General features: G+C 43.7%; 20 protein-coding genes. All 20 read right to left on the reverse strand.

The window, feature by feature from the left end:
* Positions 1–56: 56 nt before the first annotated feature.
* The 20 genes from hslV to CN378_RS10365 all read right to left on the reverse strand — a co-directional run bounded on the left by hslV (position 57) and on the right by CN378_RS10365 (position 18,117).
* Positions 57–599 (reverse strand): ATP-dependent protease subunit HslV, encoded by a 543-nt coding sequence (gene hslV, locus CN378_RS10270; RefSeq protein WP_098351789.1) that lies wholly within the window; start codon positions 597–599, stop codon positions 57–59.
* Positions 600–619: 20 nt separating this feature from the next.
* On the reverse strand, positions 620–1,519 hold the full coding sequence (gene xerC, locus CN378_RS10275; protein WP_098351790.1) for a tyrosine recombinase XerC: 900 nt from the start codon (positions 1,517–1,519) through the stop codon (positions 620–622).
* Positions 1,520–1,580: 61 nt separating this feature from the next.
* Entirely contained in the window at positions 1,581–2,879 is a 1,299-nt protein-coding gene (trmFO, locus tag CN378_RS10280) for an FADH(2)-oxidizing methylenetetrahydrofolate--tRNA-(uracil(54)-C(5))-methyltransferase TrmFO (protein ID WP_098351791.1), read from the reverse strand.
* 305 nt (positions 2,880–3,184) lie between these two features.
* Complete coding sequence (topA, locus tag CN378_RS10285; RefSeq protein ID WP_098351792.1) at positions 3,185–5,260, reverse strand: type I DNA topoisomerase; 2,076 nt, start codon at positions 5,258–5,260, stop codon at positions 3,185–3,187.
* A 302-nt stretch (positions 5,261–5,562) separates the two neighbouring features.
* On the reverse strand, positions 5,563–6,438 hold the full coding sequence (dprA, locus tag CN378_RS10290; RefSeq protein ID WP_098351793.1) for a DNA-processing protein DprA: 876 nt from the start codon (positions 6,436–6,438) through the stop codon (positions 5,563–5,565).
* Positions 6,439–6,515: 77 nt separating this feature from the next.
* The gene (gene sucD / locus CN378_RS10295) at positions 6,516–7,418 is read right to left on the reverse strand and encodes a succinate--CoA ligase subunit alpha (RefSeq protein WP_098351794.1); all 903 of its coding nucleotides are present in this window, start codon (positions 7,416–7,418) and stop codon (positions 6,516–6,518) included.
* A gap of 16 nt (positions 7,419–7,434) precedes the next feature.
* On the reverse strand, positions 7,435–8,595 hold the full coding sequence (sucC, locus tag CN378_RS10300) for an ADP-forming succinate--CoA ligase subunit beta (RefSeq protein WP_098351795.1): 1,161 nt from the start codon (positions 8,593–8,595) through the stop codon (positions 7,435–7,437).
* Positions 8,596–8,831: 236 nt separating this feature from the next.
* A complete protein-coding gene (locus CN378_RS10305) occupies positions 8,832–9,113 on the reverse strand; it encodes an EscU/YscU/HrcU family type III secretion system export apparatus switch protein (protein WP_098351796.1) in 282 nt (93 codons plus the stop codon).
* Entirely contained in the window at positions 9,110–10,888 is a 1,779-nt protein-coding gene (locus CN378_RS10310; protein WP_098351797.1) for a flagellar hook-length control protein FliK, read from the reverse strand. Before CN378_RS10310 ends, CN378_RS10305 begins: the two co-directional genes overlap by 4 nt.
* Positions 10,889–10,945: 57 nt before the next feature.
* Positions 10,946–11,698 carry a ribonuclease HII gene (locus CN378_RS10315; RefSeq protein ID WP_483295077.1) on the reverse strand — a complete coding sequence of 251 codons (753 nt, stop codon included), beginning with the start codon at positions 11,696–11,698 and terminating at the stop codon, positions 10,946–10,948.
* Positions 11,699–11,816: 118 nt separating this feature from the next.
* A complete protein-coding gene (gene ylqF / locus CN378_RS10320) occupies positions 11,817–12,683 on the reverse strand; it encodes a ribosome biogenesis GTPase YlqF (protein WP_098351799.1) in 867 nt (288 codons plus the stop codon).
* Positions 12,684–12,711: 28 nt separating this feature from the next.
* Positions 12,712–13,251 carry a signal peptidase I gene (gene lepB / locus CN378_RS10325; RefSeq protein ID WP_098351831.1) on the reverse strand — a complete coding sequence of 180 codons (540 nt, stop codon included), beginning with the start codon at positions 13,249–13,251 and terminating at the stop codon, positions 12,712–12,714.
* 166 nt (positions 13,252–13,417) lie between these two features.
* Positions 13,418–13,762, reverse strand: coding sequence for a 50S ribosomal protein L19 (gene rplS / locus CN378_RS10330; protein ID WP_032088854.1), 345 nt, complete (start codon positions 13,760–13,762; stop codon positions 13,418–13,420).
* 136 nt (positions 13,763–13,898) lie between these two features.
* Complete coding sequence (gene trmD / locus CN378_RS10335) at positions 13,899–14,633, reverse strand: tRNA (guanosine(37)-N1)-methyltransferase TrmD (RefSeq protein ID WP_179884868.1); 735 nt, start codon at positions 14,631–14,633, stop codon at positions 13,899–13,901.
* On the reverse strand, positions 14,633–15,151 hold the full coding sequence (gene rimM / locus CN378_RS10340; RefSeq protein ID WP_098351801.1) for a ribosome maturation factor RimM: 519 nt from the start codon (positions 15,149–15,151) through the stop codon (positions 14,633–14,635). The genes trmD and rimM overlap by 1 nt, the downstream gene beginning before the upstream one ends.
* 17 nt (positions 15,152–15,168) lie before the next feature.
* Positions 15,169–15,555, reverse strand: a complete 387-nt coding sequence (locus CN378_RS10345) for a YlqD family protein (protein ID WP_098351802.1) — start codon at positions 15,553–15,555, stop codon at positions 15,169–15,171.
* 257 nt (positions 15,556–15,812) lie between these two features.
* Entirely contained in the window at positions 15,813–16,046 is a 234-nt protein-coding gene (locus tag CN378_RS10350) for a KH domain-containing protein (protein ID WP_098351803.1), read from the reverse strand.
* Between the two features lie 12 nt (positions 16,047–16,058).
* On the reverse strand, positions 16,059–16,331 hold the full coding sequence (rpsP, locus tag CN378_RS10355; protein ID WP_032088859.1) for a 30S ribosomal protein S16: 273 nt from the start codon (positions 16,329–16,331) through the stop codon (positions 16,059–16,061).
* Positions 16,332–16,449: 118 nt separating this feature from the next.
* Positions 16,450–17,793 carry a signal recognition particle protein gene (gene ffh / locus CN378_RS10360; protein WP_098351804.1) on the reverse strand — a complete coding sequence of 448 codons (1,344 nt, stop codon included), beginning with the start codon at positions 17,791–17,793 and terminating at the stop codon, positions 16,450–16,452.
* Between the two features lie 12 nt (positions 17,794–17,805).
* Positions 17,806–18,117, reverse strand: a complete 312-nt coding sequence (locus CN378_RS10365) for a putative DNA-binding protein (RefSeq protein ID WP_483295078.1) — start codon at positions 18,115–18,117, stop codon at positions 17,806–17,808.
* Positions 18,118–18,219 lie beyond the last annotated feature (102 nt).

Below are 18,219 nucleotides of genomic sequence, written 5' to 3' on the forward strand. Positions count from 1 at the left end.
CACACTCCTTACTTTCCTATAGTGTGGGAGAATCAAATCAAACCTGAAGTTTCACGTTAAAGCTCTTCTACGATAATCTGATTATTGGTGTATACACATATGTCGGCAGCAATTTGAAGGGAAGACCGGGCGATTTCCTTTGCTGACAAATGGTCGCCGGCGTATTGCTTCAGCGCCCTGCCGGCAGATAATGCGTAATTTCCACCGGAACCAATGGCAAGGATCCCATCATCCGGTTCAATCACTTCCCCCGTACCGGAAATCAATAGAAGATGATTTTCATCCATCACAATCAACATCGCTTCAAGCTTTCTCAGCACCTTATCGCTTCGCCACTCTTTCGCAAGCTCAACTGCCGCTCTCGGAAGGTTTCCGTTGAACTCCTGAAGCGTTCCTTCAAACATTTCGGACAAAGTAAATGCATCGGCAACCGACCCTGCGAATCCGGCCAATACTTTTCCATTAAATAGTTTTCGTACTTTTTTTGCAGTATGCTTCATGACGACTGAGTTGCCGAATGTAACCTGCCCGTCACCGGACATTGCACAACGGCCATTATGCTGAACGGCAAAAATAGTGGTTGCGTGGAATTGTTCCATATCCTAAACCTCCAACTCTTCTAGGCACGTGGGTGATGTGCTAAATACGTTTTTCTCAATTGATCCTTCGATACATGGGTATACAGCTGAGTCGATGATAGATGAGAATGTCCAAGAAGTTCCTGAACCGTCCTTAAATCGGCACCATTATTCAATAAATGGGTAGCGAACGTGTGTCGCAGCATATGGGGGTGTATCTTCCCCGTCAAAGATGCTTTCTCGATAATCTTATTCAAGATCAGACGCACGCCTCTTTGGGTTAATGCTCCACCACGGTGATTGACCAGCAATTGATTATGGGACACATCCTTCGCAAGCTTCGGCCGGGACTGTGTTATGTATTGTTCCAGGGCATCGTGTGCAAAGCTTCCAAAGGGGACATACCTCTCTTTATTCCCTTTTCCTTTGACCAGGATCGTAGACATCCCAAGGTCAACGTCACCCATCTGTATATTCGTACATTCACTAACGCGGATTCCTGTCGCATAGAGAAGTTCAAATATAGCCCGGTTACGTATTTCCAAAGGTGAGTCACCGACACAGGCAGCAAGCAGCGCCTCTATTTCCTCCTCATAAAAAAAGGTAGGCAGCCGCTTTTCTTTTTTGGGAAGATTGACAAACGAAAAGGGGTTATCGAGCAACTTTTTTTCCCGATTCAAATAACGGTAAAAGCTTCTTATACTGGAAACCTTCCTTGATATGGAAGACCTCATCAAACCCTGATCATGCAGCTTAGTTAAAAAAAGTCTCGCATCAGAATACTCGACATCTTTTAATGAACTTAAACCTTGTTCTTTCATAAATACGTAGAACTCTTCGATATCATGACGATATTGTTCAAAAGTATGAACGGAATAATGCTTTTCTATTTGTAAATATTCAGTAAAGGAATGTAATTGTTCATCTAATTGATTTTTCATGTTTAACACCTCACAAGGGCTACTAAATAGTAACACAACCGGACAACCCTTGCAACGAATTTTACACTTTTTTCACAAAGTTCTGAATTGTTTCCAACGCCCTGTTCGCATGTTGCTCATTGCGCTCTTTCTTTCCTTTTACCTTTTTTGGCAGATCGGGGAAAAGGCCGAAATTGGCATTCATCGGTTGAAAGTTATGTTTGTTCGCTGTCGTAATATATCTGGCCATACTTCCAATCGCCGTATCATGCGGAAACACAAGAGGCTCTTGTTTCATGGCAAGTTTTGCCGCATTGATCCCGGCAATCAATCCGCTTGCAGCAGATTCCACGTACCCTTCCACACCTGTCATTTGACCTGCAAAAAACAGGTTTTCATGACTCTTCAGCTGATACGTATCCTTTAGGACATTGGGTGAGTTGATGAACGTATTCCTGTGCATGACGCCGTAACGGACAATATCGGCGTTCTCAAGTCCCGGGATCAATTGAAGAACCTCTTTCTGCGGCCCCCACTTTAAATGAGTTTGGAATCCGACAATATTATAAAGGGTCCCTGCAGCATCATCTTGTCTTAATTGTACTACAGCGTAAGGCCGTTTTCCTGTTTTAGGGTCTTCGAGTCCCACCGGCTTGAGAGGTCCGAATAACATTGTCTTCTTCCCGCGTGAAGCCATGACTTCAATCGGCATACATCCTTCAAAGAACACTTCTTTCTCAAATTCTTTCAACGGAACCGTCTCAGCGGAAATAAGGGCTTCATAGAAACGATTGAACTCACTTTCGGTCATCGGGCAATTCAAATAAGCCGCTTCCCCTTTATCATAACGTGATTTCAGGTATACTTTTTCCATGTCTATGGAGTCCTTCTCAATGATCGGGGCAGCTGCGTCATAGAAGTATAAATGTTCTTCCCCAGTCAGGCGCTTGATCTGTTTTGACAGGGCCTCACTTGTCAATGGTCCGGTGGCTACAATGGTAATACCCTCTGGTAAATCAGTGACTTCTTCATTAAATACCGTCACGTTCGGGTGATGTTTCACTCTGTCCGTAACCAGTGCTGCAAATTCATGACGATCGACCGCCAATGCTCCCCCAGCCGGGACGGAACTGGCATCCGCTGCCGAGATGATGACTGAATCCAACTGTCTCATTTCTTCCTTTAACACTCCTACTGCATTCGTCAGAGTATTTGCCCTAAGTGAGTTACTGCACACAAGCTCTGCAAACTTATCTGTATGATGGGCAGGCGTTTTGGTAACGGGTCTCATTTCGAAAAGGTTGACTTGTATCCCCCTTTTCGCAATCTGCCAAGCGGCTTCACTCCCTGCTAATCCTGCTCCAATGACATTTACCGTCATAACGATTGACCTCCTACAGTCTAAACACGTTCTTTATCCAATCAGTATGGTACAAAAAGGGGAAATGCAAAAAAGATACATGTATATTGAAAATTTGTTAGTTTGTTACAAAAGTATATGACAACACAAAAGGGCTGACCCAATAGGCAATAGAGAAATCACCTGTTGGGACAGTCCCTCGTTACATTGTATAAGTTCATTGTTGAACAATCAATCGTTTTTTATCGACTATGACAACAATTATTCCTTAATGATCAGATTTATCAGGAAAACGCCTTTTTCCCAACACACCTATCAGACAGGAATTATTTCTGCGGTTCCTCTTTATAATCACAATTCGTACATTGAATCTGATTACCTTTTTTAAGCTTCTTCTCTACGAGCAATTCAGAACATTTCGGGCATTTCCGTTCTATCGGCTTATCCCATGATAAGAAGTCACATTCAGGATACTGATCGCATCCGTAGAAAATACGCTTTTTCTTGCTTTTACGTTCGATGATATTCCCTTTTTCACATTTAGGGCATTTCACACCGATTTCCTTGACGATCGGCTTCGTGTTGCGACAGTCGGGAAAGTTACTGCAGGCCATGAACTTTCCGTATCTTCCCATTTTGAACACCATCGGATGACCGCATTCCTCACAATCTTCACCGGCAGGTTCATCACGGATTTCAATTTTCTCCATTTCATTTTCGGCCTTTTCAAGATGTTTTTCAAAATCCTGATAAAAGCGTTCTATGATTCTTTCCCATTTTTCATTGCCGTCTTCGATGTCATCAAGGCTTCGTTCCATGTTCGCTGTGAACTCGACATCGATGATATCCGGGAAGAATTCCCTCACCAATTCCAGCACGATTTCGCCAAGCTCCGTTGGGACAAAACGCTTGTTATCCAGTGTCACATACCCTCTCCGCTGAATCGTATCCAGGGTGGGAGCGTACGTGGAAGGTCTGCCGATACCCAGTTCTTCCAATGTTTTAACAAGTCGGGCCTCCGTGTACCTTGGCGGTGGCTGAGTGAAATGCTGACTCGGATCGATGTCTTCGCTTTTCACCTTATCGTTTTCTTCCAAAGCAGGAAGGAAATTATCCTTTTCTTCTTTTTGATCATCAGAACCCTCGACATATACCTTCATAAAGCCGGGGAATTTCACTTTTGAACCGGTCGCTCTGAACATGACGGAACCGTTTACGATATCAACACTCATCGTGTCCATAATTGCCGGTGCCATTTCACTGGCTACAAAACGTTCCCAAATCAATTTATACAGACGATATTGGTCCCTGGAAAGAAATTCTTTTACCGACGAAGGATCCCTTAGAGTACTCGTAGGACGAACGGCTTCATGGGCATCCTGAGCTTTTTGTTGTTTTTTCTCTTTACGATCTGACTGCTTGATAAAATCCTGACCATACTTATTCACGATGTATTCATTCGCTTCTTTTTGTGCAACTTCAGAGATTCTGGTGGAGTCCGTTCTCATATAGGTGATAAACCCAACGGTTCCTTGTTTCCCCATCTCGATTCCTTCGTATAGTTGCTGAGCGAGCATCATCGTTTTCTTCGCACGGAAATTTAATTTCCGGGCTGCTTCCTGCTGGAGGGAGGAAGTTGTGAACGGAGGTGCGGGATTTCTCTTTCTTTCCTTTTTCGTCACTTTGTTGACTTCGAAGGATTTACCCTTTATTTTCCCGAGGACATCTTTTACGTCCTCTTCGGTTTTCAACTCCACCTTTTTACCGTCGATTCCATAAAAAGATGCTTGGAATGTATCGTTGTCTTTGGTGAATTCTGCTTCGATCGACCAATACTCTTCCGGCGTGAAGGCTTTGATTTCATTTTCCCTGTCAATGATCAACCGGACTGCAACCGATTGAACCCTGCCGGCACTTAGTCCCTTTTTCACCTTTTTCCATAATAATGGGCTGATGTTGTACCCCACTAATCGGTCTAAAATCCTTCTGGCCTGCTGCGCATCGACCAAGTCCATATTAATGGCACGCGGGTGCTTGAAGGACTCTTTGATCGCATCCTTCGTGATCTCGTTGAATACCACCCGACACTCCGATGTGGTATCCATATCCAGGCTGTGAGCCAGGTGCCAGGCAATCGCTTCCCCTTCCCTGTCGGGGTCGGCTGCAAGAAAGATTCTTTTCACTTTTTTTGCAGCGGTTTTTAACTCTTTTAAGACAGGGCCCTTACCGCGTATTGTGATGTATTTCGGTTCGAATTCATTCTCAACATCGACGCCCATTTGACTCTTTGGCAAGTCCCGGACGTGGCCCATTGAAGCCCTGACCTTATATTTTTTCCCTAAATAACGTTCAATTGTTTTCGCCTTAGCCGGCGATTCCACTATTACTAAATAATCTGCCATCCAATTAGCCTCCTTAAAGAGGAAAATAATCACTGTTTTATAGCACCTTGGAATGTTCCTTTTAAAAGCACAAACGGAAACGTTTACACTAACATTCTCATAGGTGTGAAATTGATTTCAGTGTAGAGAAGTACTGCTATTATCTATTTATTTCTCTTATATACAGTTTTTGATACCTGTTGCAAAATGTATAACAGTTTTACTATAATTGCAACCATTTTGTATAAATTACTTGTAATTATTCAAACCTTGAGGGGTGAAAACCTGCCTTATTTAGAGAGTTTATATCATATTTTTCAACTTTATACCTGGAGTTCTGAAACAATGTCTTCTACTGATAAGACCATTTTGGCTCCTTCTTGTATGAGGGTGTTGGTTCCTTCTGCTAATGGATCGAGGATGGATCCGGGGAGACACAGGACTTCTCTGCCTTCATTCAATGCATAGTCAGCCGTGATGAAGGTCCCGCTCTTTTTCCTGGCTTCTGTCACGAGGACTGCATCGCTGAGACCGCTTATGATTCGATTTCGTAAGGGGAAGTGCCATTTCTCGGGTTTCATATAAGGAGGATATTCGGATATGAGAAGATGATGTTCCATCATATGATGGGCCAAATCGAGATTTTGTTTCGGGTAGATGTGCTGGAACCCTCCCCCAAGCACACCTATCGTTTTACCACCTGACCGGATCGCTTCTTTATGGGCAATCGTATCCGCCCCTTTCGCAAGCCCGCTTACGATCAGGACCTCTCGTTTGACTAGTTCTGGAATCATGGTTTGAAGGACATTATCTGTGTAAGAGGTGGCGTTTCTGGAGCCTATCACGGCCAATTTCCTAGAAGCCTGAAGCAGTTTTCTATCACCCTTTAAGAAGAGTAGAAAGGGGGGATCATAAACGTTTTTCAATAGGACAGGATACTCCGCATCCAACAGGGTGATCCACTGTATATCGTTCTTCGCATAAAGGTCAATGTAACGGTCTGAAGGAAAGGAGTGAAGGTCTCTGTAGAAGAGTTCAATATTCGTGGAAGTTGCAGTGGTCACCTGCTGAAGCTTAGATGGGGATAGCTCGAAGACAGCCTTAAGATCCTGACATGTTTCCACCAGCCGTTTGGTGCCTTTTAATCCAATTCCACGGCAGTGATGAATATGAAAGAGGAATTGACGATTTCCTTTCATTTACAGCCTCCTAAAATAGTATTTTTACAATAGTTAAAAGTGAGACTGATAGCATGGCTATCAGTCTCACTTCAAGATTAATGTGTTTTACATTTATCGAGGATTCCCTCTTCTTTCAAGACCTTGATCAATGTTTCACCCATATCGGATGGTGTCGGTGCAACTTGAATTCCACACTCATTCATAACGCGGATTTTCTCATCTGCCGTTCCTTTACCACCTGAAATGATCGCACCGGCATGACCCATGCGTTTTCCTGGAGGTGCCGTACGTCCACCGATGAATCCTACTACAGGCTTCGTCATATTGGCTTTGATCCACTCAGCTGCCTCTTCTTCTGCCGTACCGCCGATTTCACCAATCATGATGACCGCATACGTATCTTCATCTTCATTGAAAGCTTTCAATACATCGATAAAGTCTGTACCGTTGACAGGGTCCCCACCGATACCGACTGCCGTTGACTGTCCGATTCCAGCTTGTGAAAGTTGGTGTACAGCTTCATACGTCAGTGTACCGGAACGGGAAACAACCCCAACGTGACCTTTTGTATGGATGTAGCCAGGCATGATCCCGATCTTACACTCGTCAGGAGTGATGACTCCAGGACAGTTTGGCCCGACAAGGCGAGTTTTCTTACCTTCCATATAACGCTTTACCTTCACCATATCCAATACTGGGATATGCTCTGTGATACAAATAGCCAAATCAAGCTCGGCATCTACCGCTTCCATGATGGCATCTGCTGCAAATGGTGCAGGAACATAAATGACGGAAGCATTTACGCCAGTTGCTTTCTTTGCTTCTTCAACAGTATTGAAAACAGGTACGCCTTCAACCTCTGTTCCGCCTTTTCCAGGTGTAACACCTGCCACGATTTGTGTACCGTATTCAAGCATTTGTTTCGTATGGAAAAGAGCTGTTGATCCTGTAATTCCTTGTACAACAACCTTGGTATCTTTATTAATAAATACGCTCATTAGTCCCCCGCCTTTCTCAGCCTACTTGCTCAACGATTTTTTGTGCGCCGTCTGCCATGGATTCAGCTGCAATGATATTCAATCCTGATTGATTCAGGATTTCTTTACCTAAGTCAACATTCGTACCTTCAAGACGTACGACAAGAGGTACTTGAAGCCCGATTTGCTTAGCTGCTTCTACTACACCTGTCGCAATGACGTCACACTTCATGATTCCACCAAAGATATTGACGAAAATACCTTTAACGTTTTCATCAGAAAGGATGATTTTGAATGCTTCTGTTACCTTTTCTGCCGTGGCACCGCCCCCAACATCAAGGAAGTTAGCGGGATCTCCGCCATAATGCTTCACGATGTCCATCGTAGCCATGGCAAGACCTGCACCATTAACCATACATCCGATATTACCGTCAAGTGAAATATAGCTCAGGTCATATTTAGAAGCTTCGATCTCTTTCGCATCTTCTTCTTCAAGATCTCGTAATTCAATGACATCCTTTTGACGGTATAGTGCATTTGAATCGAAGTTGAACTTCGCGTCAAGTGCCATGACGTCTCCATCGCCTGTCACCACTAATGGATTGATCTCAACGATAGATGCATCCTTTTGGATGTACACATTATAAAGACCCATCATGAACTTAGCTGCTTTTCCAACCAGTTTTTGAGGGATATTGATATTGAATGCAATCCGTCTTGCTTGGAATCCTGTTAATCCCACTACTGGATCGATGTACTCTTTAAAGATTTTTTCAGGTGTTTTTTCTGCTACTTCTTCGATTTCTGTTCCGCCTTCTTCAGAAGCCATCAGGACAACCTGTGAAGTCGCACGATCGAGTACCAGTCCTACATAATATTCTTTCTTGATATCACAGCCTTCTTCGATAAGTAAGCGCTTTACTTCCTTACCTTCAGGACCCGTCTGGTGAGTTACTAAAGTTTTACCGATTAACTCATCTGCATATGTACGCACTTCGTCCAGGCTTTTAGCGATTTTAACTCCGCCAGCTTTACCTCGACCACCTGCATGGATTTGAGCCTTCACTACATACACGCTGGAATCTAACGTCTTCGCCGCTTCTACTGCTTCTTCAGCTGTAAAAGCCACTTTACCATTTGGTACGGACACCCCGTAATTTCTGAGGATTTCTTTACCTTGATATTCATGGATATTCATTTTCCATCCTCCTATCAAACTCTTCAAAAAATAGACTGCGCTTTCATTGTATAAAATGACAGTATATATGTCTACCATTATGCTAAAAATATTATATTAATTTAAAAATTCTGAACATATTTTGATAGAATTCCTCTTCATCATCCTATGTTTATTGAGTGTTACATTCATAAATTATTATACTTAAAAAATATATTTGGTATCTTAATCTGGCCATTCCAGAAGATCGCACGGGGTTATTCCCTATTGGAGATACCTCTGTCCAGACGGTATATAAACGCAAAGACTTCTGCTACGGCACCGTATAATTCCTCCGGGATGGATTCTCCGGTATCCAGGTTTCCAAGAAGGGACAACAGACTCTTATCTTCCTGAACAGGTATCCCGTGTTCTTCTGCTCTTGAAAGAATATTTTCAGCTATGATCCCCTTACCTTTCGCCACGACTTTTGGCGCTGATCCTTCATGCTGATTATACCCCAAAGCAATGGCTTCTTTCCGTTCTTGCGGGTTTTTCATATCTTTACATCAACTCCGGTAAATATTGGCTCGGACTGTTCCCCTAAGATCTTTCCTGAAAGCTCGGACTGTTTATCCGGCTCCTTCACCTTTATGGCGGATAACTGATAGTCAAGCTTCTCAAGCCCTTCTTTCAAATCGGGAATCAGTGACCGGGACAAAGCTTCGACAGCAGGATGTTCATTCCATACAGTTAGGGAGATCACACGGTTTTGAACTTGCATATCGATCAATGTCTCCTTTAACCCCTCCAGGTTCAAATAAAATAATACTCGGCAGTAATCACCATCTATTACACCGTTTTCCTTCTCTTTTCCTGTCCATTGCAGGGTAATATCCGTGTTTCGACCAAATAAATAGAGGGGAAATTGTTGCACGATCGTAAGAAAAGGGGAGTGATCCTGTGAATGAAGCACCTGGTGGTTCATTTTCAGAACAATTTCGTCAGCTAGTTGGCGGATGTCCGATGCCGGGTGATTCATGCTTATCCCGATGAGGTGCTCCTTCAGTGACTGGCCCTGGATTTCATATCCTTTGTTGATCCGTGCCTCGTAATTGATACCGAAATCCCCAATCACCCTTTTTAATGCCTTGGACAATTCATCTCCCGTAAGCTGTTGTGTGAGTGCCAATACCGCCTGATGATGAAGCTTCTGAAAGATCTTCTCCTGATTGGATGAAGGAACCCCCTCCCCCCACATCTCTTTAAGCCTGGTGAAGTTCATCTCAAGCAGTTTCTCTTTACCCGCTAATTCCACCAGCTGTTTGGCCGCGTATTCAGGAGTTTCTTCCTTCTTTCCATTGATGGGATTTTCTGATGTCGTCAGGATGCTCAGCCATTTATCAACAAGTGCGGCAGCGTTTTTCCCCTGTACGATGCCTGTATTAGCTGTAGTCTGGTTCCGCTCATCCGGAAGCCCCCCGGCAGCAGGGGTAGAAGGTGACATCACACCGTTCCCCTTCCGCTGATTTTCAGAAGTTTGCCCATTAATAAGCATACCGGTTACCGCTTCTTTCCATTGGTGCATGAGTGCATCTTTCGAAAAGAAACCAAGGGACTTTAATAAATCGAAGTGTCCCAATCGATTGGAAAATGGTTGGGAAGGATCCGCTAACCCTGTCAACGCTTTACTGACAAGGTTAGCGGAAAGGTTCATCCTCATTGGCTCCTGAAGCTTTTGAAGTATATGAAGAGTGGGGGCATCCCTCCCTGTATCGCTTAACTTAGAAATGAGTGTGTCCAACATGGAAATAAAATCACTTTTTTCTCCGGATTTAATCGATAAGAATATCCTGTCTGTAAACGGCATGTTCCTCCTTGCCATTTCAACGATGATCTTTGCATTCAGAGTAGCTTCTTTGCCCTTTACATGCTTCTCAGCAAATATCAGCATTTCTTTATGAATGGGGATCTGATTCTTTACAAGATCCCTAACCAATGAAGTCATTTCCTTTTCTTTACTCGAAATGGAAAGATGGTGTAAAAGCTTAGATGCTATATCCGCCGCATCTGCCTCTCCATGTTGAGAAGGTATCAAGTGGAGGCTAACTCCACTCTCTGATTGCTTCACTTCCACCCAGTATCGCCCTTCTGCCTTCAAAGGAGCTTCGAGCTTTGCCACGAACCGCTGACCACTCGCAGATACTTCTGCAATGTCATCACCCAACAGCTTATGAACCTTAATATAAAGCACCTTCCCACTTTGCAGTGAAAAGGGTTTTCCGCCCCCGGAGGACAGCGGTTGATTGCCTGAGGTTCCATGAATGTGGGTCATTACCCTACCCCCCGTTCCATCATTTAAATACTGCAAATCTTATATAAAAACAGTCACCTATTGATCGGACTCGTGAAGTTCTTTCACCGGTGAAAAGCTCTTTCGATGAAGTGGGGTCACACCGAGTTTTTCCAATCCCATTAAGTGTTCTTTTGTACCATAACCAGCATTTTTCTCGAAAGCATAGCCGGGATATGTTTCAGCATACTCCTTCATCAATCTGTCCCTTGTCACCTTTGCGACAATCGAGGCTGCCGCGATCGATATACTTTTCGCGTCACCTTTTATGATGGACTGACTCGGATATGGGGATTGAATGTTCATCGCATCTATCAACAGGTAATCAGGCTGAACTTCCAGATGGACGACCGCTTCATTCATCGCCTTTTTCGTCGCCTGATAAATGTTGATGGAATCAATTTCAGCTGCATGGACCATCCCAACGCCGAGCGCAATGGCATGCTCTTCTATATATGCATAAAATTCTTCCCTTTTCACTTCTGAAAGCTTCTTGCTATCATTCAAGCCAGCTAAATAGAAGTCAGAAGGCAGGATGACGGCTGCCGTGACGACCGGTCCTGCAAGCGGTCCCCTTCCCACCTCGTCTATCCCTGCGATACGAGTGAAGCCTTGCAGGCGCAGCTCATTTTCATATCGGGTGAGGGTTTGAAATTCTTCTTTCTCCTTGGCCTTTTTCAACCGTTCCCGTTCCCGTTGTAACAGAAGCTTCTGAACACCTTTTCTATCATCCTGTTTCAATTCTTCCAATATCGGATCAGAATCTGACAGGGTATCGATCCATTCTTTCATTTCTTTGATTGTTCTATGTACTTTCGTCACCATCATTCCTCCTTGTATATATCGGATAGAACCCGCAAAAATAAAGAGGCTGTGTAAAAGGGATTCCTCCCATTATACAGCCTCTTCGTTATTCACTATCTTTTTCCGCTTCATCGATGAAATCAAACGTCATGGGTCCCAATTGCACATTACGGATGTCCCTTACGATGATTTCAGATGTCTTATCATAATTCACTTCTCCACCAGCCATCAGACAGCCTCTTTTAGCACCGATCTTGTCAAAGCTGTCCACTACCTCTTCGGATAGCGAGTCGAGGCCGTAGCGCTCTTCTAGTCGCTCTGGATAGTGCTCTGAAAGAAACCGCAGACCATATACGGCAATATCCTGTAAATTCAGGATGGTATCTTTGATCGCTCCCGTCAAAGCCAGTTTATAACCCACCTTGGGATCTTCGAACTTCGGCCACAATATCCCCGGAGTATCGAGCAGTTCAAGCTCTTTCCCGACTTTGATCCATTGCTGGGCCTTCGTCACACCGGGGGTATTTCCCGTTTTAGCGATATTCTTCTTCGCCAGCCTGTTGATCAAAGTGGATTTACCCACATTGGGAATTCCCACGATCATGGCCCTGATAGCACGGGGTCTCATTCCTCTCGACTTCATACGGTCAAATTTATCTTTCAGGATCTCTTTAGCAGCCTGCACGATGACTTGAAGACCCTTGCCGGCCTGTGCATTTACCGAAAGCGCCGTAATGCCCTGTTCTTTAAAGTAGGCTATCCACTGATTCGTCCTGTTAGTGTCGGCCATGTCTGCTTTATTTAACAATACGAGACGGGGCTTCTGTCCGATGATTTCTTCAATCATCGGATTTCTTGACGATAATGGGATTCTGGCATCTACTAATTCGATCACAATGTCCACAAGTTTTAATTTCTCGGTCACTTGCCTACGAGCTTTAGCCATATGCCCCGGAAACCATTGAATTGTCATATGACCACCTCCAAACACCTTTTTTCTATTATTTCACCAAACCGAAATCTTTAACAGGCCAATAGATCACTTTTGTGTCCCCGATCACTTCATCGGTCGAGACTGTTCCGATATGCCGGCTATCCTTACTGAATCGACGGTTGTCACCCATGACAAAGATTTCGCCTTCAGGGACCGTTTCTTTCCCGGTAAGGTCCTTCAATGTGAAATCTTCAGTTAAGACGCCGCCATTCAATTGATCTTTGTATTCTTTAAGGTATGGTTCAGCATATGCTTTACCATTAATATATAATGTGTCATTTTTATACTCTACTTTATCCCCGGGAAGCCCGATGACCCGCTTGATATAATCCTTGTGCTCAGGGGCATGGAATACGACGATATCGAATCGCTCCGGCTCACCCAGTTTACTTACAATCATACGGTCACCATTATGTAAAGTAGGCATCATTGATAATCCGTCAACCACAATGGGTGCAAATAAAAAGAATCTGATAATAGCAGCTAAACCCACTGCAATCAACAGCGCCTTCATCCACTCCCACCACTCGTTTTTTTCTTTAACCACATCTCCACCACCCATGATTATTTCTATCTTTTTCTATTCTACTAGAATTTCATTTAATTCTCATTAAAAATTGGTGGTTTCTCTAAAATAGTTGAAATCACTAAATGTAACAAAAGCTTTTAAAAAAGGAAAAGGAGCTTGTCTCCAAGCTCCTTTTCTTACGTTCTTATCGAATTTCTTTAATACGAGCCGCTTTACCGCGAAGGTTACGCAGGTAATAAAGTTTCGCACGACGGACTTTACCGCGACGAATAACTTCTAATTTAGCGATTTTAGGTGTGTGTACAGGGAAAGTACGTTCAACACCTACACCGTAAGAAATTTTACGAACAGTAAATGTTTCGCTGATACCGCCACCACGGCGTTTGATTACTACTCCTTCGTATACCTGAATACGTTCACGAGTACCCTCAACGATGTTAACGTGTACACGTACTGTATCACCAGGACGGAAAGATGGTAGATCAGAGCGAAGTTGTTCTTTCGTAATATCTTCGATTAATTTGTGCATCTTTTTCAACTCCTTCCAACAGATGCTCTTACAAAAGCGATAGATTGCAGCGGAACATCGGGATCCATGACTCAATGAGATATCTCCTCAAGCCACAAAGAATATAATACCATACAGGCATCCAGTATGCAATAGCCTATTTAGACTTTTCCCATTCCTCTATCCATGCCTTCTGCCGATCTGTGAGGGAATAGCTCTTTAATAGATCGGGTCTTCTTTCAAAGGTCCTCCTCAGACTCTCTTTCTCTCTCCATTCCTCTATAAGACGATGATTTCCTGAAATCAATTCCCCGGGTACCTTCATCCCCCTGAAATCCGCAGGACGGGTGTAATGTGGATGCTCAAGGAGTCCTGAAGAGAATGAGTCCTGAATCGGTGAATCTTCGTTACCAAGGACCCCTGGCAGGAGTCGGACGACACTGTCGATGACCACCATGGCCCCAAGCTCCCCACCAGTCAGTACATAGTCACCTATGGAGATCTCGTCCGTTACAACATGCTCCCTGATCCTCTCATCATAGCCTTCATAATGACCACAAATAAATACGAGGTGGTCTTCTTTCGCAAGCTCCTCTGCCTTGTGCTGGGTGAAGCGTTCTCCCTGTGGGCACATGAGGATGACCCTCGGTTTTGATTTCTCTTCTTTTTTCAATGCATCAACCGCATCAAATATCGGCTGAGGCTTCAAGACCATACCTGCTCCCCCACCATAAGGGTAATCATCTACCTGATGATGTTTATTGTCGGCATACTCCCGAAAGTTGATCACATTGTAGGAGACGGCTTCTTTTTCTGCAGCTTTTTTCAGGATCGAATCACCAAAGATCCCCTCGAACATGCCCGGGAATAATGATAGGACGTCAATTCTCATCATGATAATAGACCTTCCATCGGTTCAATGGTAATGAGTTGATCTTCTATATCGACACTTATCACGATATCTTCAATGTAAGGGATGAGGTACTCTTTTCCACGCTCACCTTTCACTACCCATACGTCGTTCGCCCCAGGGCTCAAGATCTCTTTGATAGTACCCAAATCCTCCCCTGCCGTCGTTACCACCTTACAGCCAACGATTTCGTGGAAGTAGTACTCCCCTTCTTCGAGGTCCTGCAACTGATCTTCCTCTACCTTCAGGATCCCTCCCTTGAACTTCTCGACCTCATTGATATTTTCATATCCTTCAAAGGTAAGCAGGTCAAAGCTCTTATGGTTTCTATGGGATTTGATCACGAGACTGATGGGATCTTGACTTTCTGTCCGGAACAAGTGAAGAGTGTTCCCCTTCTGATAACGCTCTTCAGGGAAATCGGTTGTTGAAACGACCTTCACTTCCCCTTTCACCCCATGTGTATTGACAATCTTACCTACTTTAAACCACTTTTCCATTGCATCCACCTCTTGCATTATCGAATTTCTTTCACTATGCCGTCTTCTATCACAATTGTCTTTGAAAGTGTTTCTTCTTCCCAATTGTCACCAACTTGAATGTTCATCATACCTTGGACTTCCTTTTCCTTCAGTTCGCTTCCGATCGGCAGGATATTCAGCTGTTCCATTTGAAAATCCAGCAATTTTATTTTTTCAGCCCGTTCATTCAATTCTCTTTCAAAATGCTGATTTAATTTATGTGCCGGGTATTTCTTGCCCCGTTCAATCTTCTTCATTTCGAACTGCAGCTGGTCGCATTCCTTTTTTAATTGAAATTGTTGATTTTCATAACGTTTCATCAATAAGTCCTTACTCTTTTCTGTCAGAACCTGTTTAATCGTAATCGTATGTATCACATTCACAACTTCTTCCTCCTCCTTTTATTCACCCCACACTGAAGTAAGGATCTTAAGGGTGTTCTTAGGGGAGTGGCGGCTTGTATGGGGGCTTCTGGATCCTCTGACTATATCATACCACTTTACGATGAGTAATCCCTATGAAAAAGGGGACTGACGGGTTAAGGCTATGTAGTAACCTTTGTGGGTCAGTCCCCTGAATTCATAGAGCCGGTGTCCGAGGCCATAAGACCTCATGAGAAGGTGAACCTTTGAAGGCTTCCTTACTCCACTATCTCTAAAAAGATTTTCTTTTGTTGTGAAGATCCTGCTGCAGCGTATACCACAGTTCGAATCGATTTAGCTACTCGCCCTTGTTTCCCAATGACCTTTCCCATGTCCTCGGGATGAACCGATAACTTATACGTTACAGCGTTCGTTCCTTCATCTGTTTCGATGTGGACAGCGTCCGGATGGTCGACTAAGGGTTTCACAATCGTTAGAATAAGATCTTTCATCGATCTAATCGATTACTTGCTGTTTTTAGCATTGTGGAATTTTTCCATAATGCCTTGTTTTGAGAATAGGTTACGAACTGTGTCAGATGGCTTCGCACCATTGGATAACCATTTAAGAGCTAACTCTTCATCGATTTTCACTTCAGCTGGTTTTGCAACCGGGTTGTAAGTTCCAACTGTTTCGATTTGACGTCCATCACGTGGTGAACGAGAATCTGCTACTACGATACGATAGAAAGGAGATTTTTTTGCTCCCATACGTTTTAATCTGATTTTTACTGCCATAATTAAAGCACCTCCGAATAGTTTCACACAAGTAAGTATAATATCAAATGTGTATTTTGTTTGTAAAGTGTTTTTTCTTAACAGTTCAATTTTTCTTGTAAAAAATCGAACAAATCGCTTACATAAATGGGAATTTCATCCCTTTTTTCTTGCCTTTTCCCTGCATGCCGCTCATCTGTTTCATCATTTTCTTCATGTCCTCGAATTGTTTCAGAAGCCGGTTCACCTCTTGGATGGACGTTCCGCTCCCTTTGGCGATCCGTTTACGGCGGGACGCATTGATGGTTTCAGGGTGGGTTTTCTCATCACCCGTCATCGACTGGATGATCGCCTCGACATGACTGATCTGCTTGTCATCGACCTGAATCTTATCCAGACCCTTCATTTTGTTTGCCCCGGGCATCATCTTAAGCAACTCATCAAGGGGTCCCATCTGCCTTACTTGACCTAACTGTTCAAGGAAATCATCAAATGTGAAAGACATGGTACGCATTTTTTGTTCGAGTTCTTTAGCCTTCTCTTCATCCACATTGGCCTGGGCCTTTTCGATGAGGGATAACACATCTCCCATACCGAGAATCCTCGATGCCATACGTTCAGGATGGAATGCTTCCAAGGCGTCCATCTTCTCGCCCATCCCGACAAATTTAATCGGCTTTTCAGTGACGGAACGGATGGATAACGCTGCCCCGCCTCGTGTATCACCATCGAGTTTAGTCAGCACAACACCTGATATGCCAAGAGCTTCATTGAAGCTTTGCGCGACGTTCACTGCATCTTGACCTGTCATGGCATCTACAACGAGGAAGATTTCATCCGGATTTGAGAGTTCTTTAATTTCTTTCAACTCTCCCATCAGGTTTTCATCAATGTGAAGTCGACCTGCCGTATCAATCAGAACATAGTCGTGATGTTCTTCTTTTGCCTTTTCGATGGCTTTTTTCGCAATTTCAACCGGACTCACCTGATCTCCCATTGAAAACACAGGAAGGCTTAATTGCTTTCCGATGGTCTCTAACTGCTTGATGGCAGCGGGACGGTAAATATCGGCAGCCACTAAAAGTGGTTTGCGGTTATGTTTCTTCCGAAGCAGGTTCGCAAGCTTTCCAGTGGTCGTCGTTTTACCTGCACCTTGCAAACCAACCATCATAATGACGGTCGGAGGACGTTTAGCGACGGCAATCTGACTTTGTTCGCCACCCATCAGGTTTGTAAGCTCTTCTTGAACAACCTTAATGACCTGTTGTCCCGGTGTCAGGCTCTTCATGACTTCCTGTCCGACAGCCCGCTCACTTACTTTCTTGACGAATTGCTTCACCACTTTAAAATTAACGTCTGCCTCCAAAAGAGCAAGACGAACTTCACGCATCATTTCTTTAACATCCGCTTCAGAAATCTTTCCTTTTCCGCGGATTTTTTGTATTGTACCTTGCAGTCGGTCGGCTAATCCTTCAAATGCCATTCATGCCGCCTCCTAATCCAATATTTCAAGATCATCAATGAGTTTTAAACAATGAGAAGAATCGATTGTCGGTTCTTCTATTTTTTGTCTGAGTTGATCAAGAATCTCGTTGCGTTCTTGAAATTTATTAAATAATAAAAGCTTTTCTTCGTACTCCTCAATCATGGCTTCAGTCCGCTTAATGTTGTCGTACACTGCTTGCCGGCTAACATTATATTCCTCAGCGATTTCCCCCAAAGAGAAATCATCCAGATAATAGAGGGACATATAGCTTCTTTGCTTGGGAGTCAACAAAGATTGATAAAAATCGTAGAGATAATTCATTCTGGTTGTCTTCTCCAGCACGGATATCCCTCCTTGTTAAGTGAAAAACCTTTACATATGAAGAATACAGTGTTTATGGGCTCTTGTCAAGGATACTTGGAG

Origin of the sequence: Bacillus sp. AFS015802 (genome assembly GCF_002561455.1) — a bacterium.
Taxonomy (GTDB): domain Bacteria; phylum Bacillota; class Bacilli; order Bacillales; family Bacillaceae_B; genus Rossellomorea.

Bases quoted from the DNA above. Each gene is read 5' to 3' on its own strand.
- hslV (WP_098351789.1), bottom strand. From the start codon at position 599: ATGGAACAATTCCACGCAACCACTATTTTTGCCGTTCAGCATAATGGC.
- xerC (WP_098351790.1), bottom strand. From the start codon at position 1,519: ATGAAAAATCAATTAGATGAACAATTACATTCCTTTACTGAATATTTA.
- trmFO (WP_098351791.1), bottom strand. From the start codon at position 2,879: ATGACGGTAAATGTCATTGGAGCAGGATTAGCAGGGAGTGAAGCCGCT.
- topA (WP_098351792.1), bottom strand. From the start codon at position 5,260: ATGGCAGATTATTTAGTAATAGTGGAATCGCCGGCTAAGGCGAAAACA.
- dprA (WP_098351793.1), bottom strand. From the start codon at position 6,438: ATGAAAGGAAATCGTCAATTCCTCTTTCATATTCATCACTGCCGTGGA.
- sucD (WP_098351794.1), bottom strand. From the start codon at position 7,418: ATGAGCGTATTTATTAATAAAGATACCAAGGTTGTTGTACAAGGAATT.
- sucC (WP_098351795.1), bottom strand. From the start codon at position 8,595: ATGAATATCCATGAATATCAAGGTAAAGAAATCCTCAGAAATTACGGG.
- CN378_RS10305 (WP_098351796.1), bottom strand. From the start codon at position 9,113: ATGAAAAACCCGCAAGAACGGAAAGAAGCCATTGCTTTGGGGTATAAT.
- CN378_RS10310 (WP_098351797.1), bottom strand. From the start codon at position 10,888: ATGACCCACATTCATGGAACCTCAGGCAATCAACCGCTGTCCTCCGGG.
- CN378_RS10315 (WP_483295077.1), bottom strand. From the start codon at position 11,698: ATGAAAGAATGGATCGATACCCTGTCAGATTCTGATCCGATATTGGAA.
- ylqF (WP_098351799.1), bottom strand. From the start codon at position 12,683: ATGACAATTCAATGGTTTCCGGGGCATATGGCTAAAGCTCGTAGGCAA.
- rplS (WP_032088854.1), bottom strand. From the start codon at position 13,762: ATGCACAAATTAATCGAAGATATTACGAAAGAACAACTTCGCTCTGAT.
- trmD (WP_179884868.1), bottom strand. From the start codon at position 14,633: ATGAGAATTGACGTCCTATCATTATTCCCGGGCATGTTCGAGGGGATC.
- rimM (WP_098351801.1), bottom strand. From the start codon at position 15,151: ATGGAAAAGTGGTTTAAAGTAGGTAAGATTGTCAATACACATGGGGTG.
- CN378_RS10350 (WP_098351803.1), bottom strand. From the start codon at position 16,046: ATGAAAGATCTTATTCTAACGATTGTGAAACCCTTAGTCGACCATCCG.
- rpsP (WP_032088859.1), bottom strand. From the start codon at position 16,331: ATGGCAGTAAAAATCAGATTAAAACGTATGGGAGCAAAAAAATCTCCT.
- ffh (WP_098351804.1), bottom strand. From the start codon at position 17,793: ATGGCATTTGAAGGATTAGCCGACCGACTGCAAGGTACAATACAAAAA.
- CN378_RS10365 (WP_483295078.1), bottom strand. From the start codon at position 18,117: ATGAATTATCTCTACGATTTTTATCAATCTTTGTTGACTCCCAAGCAA.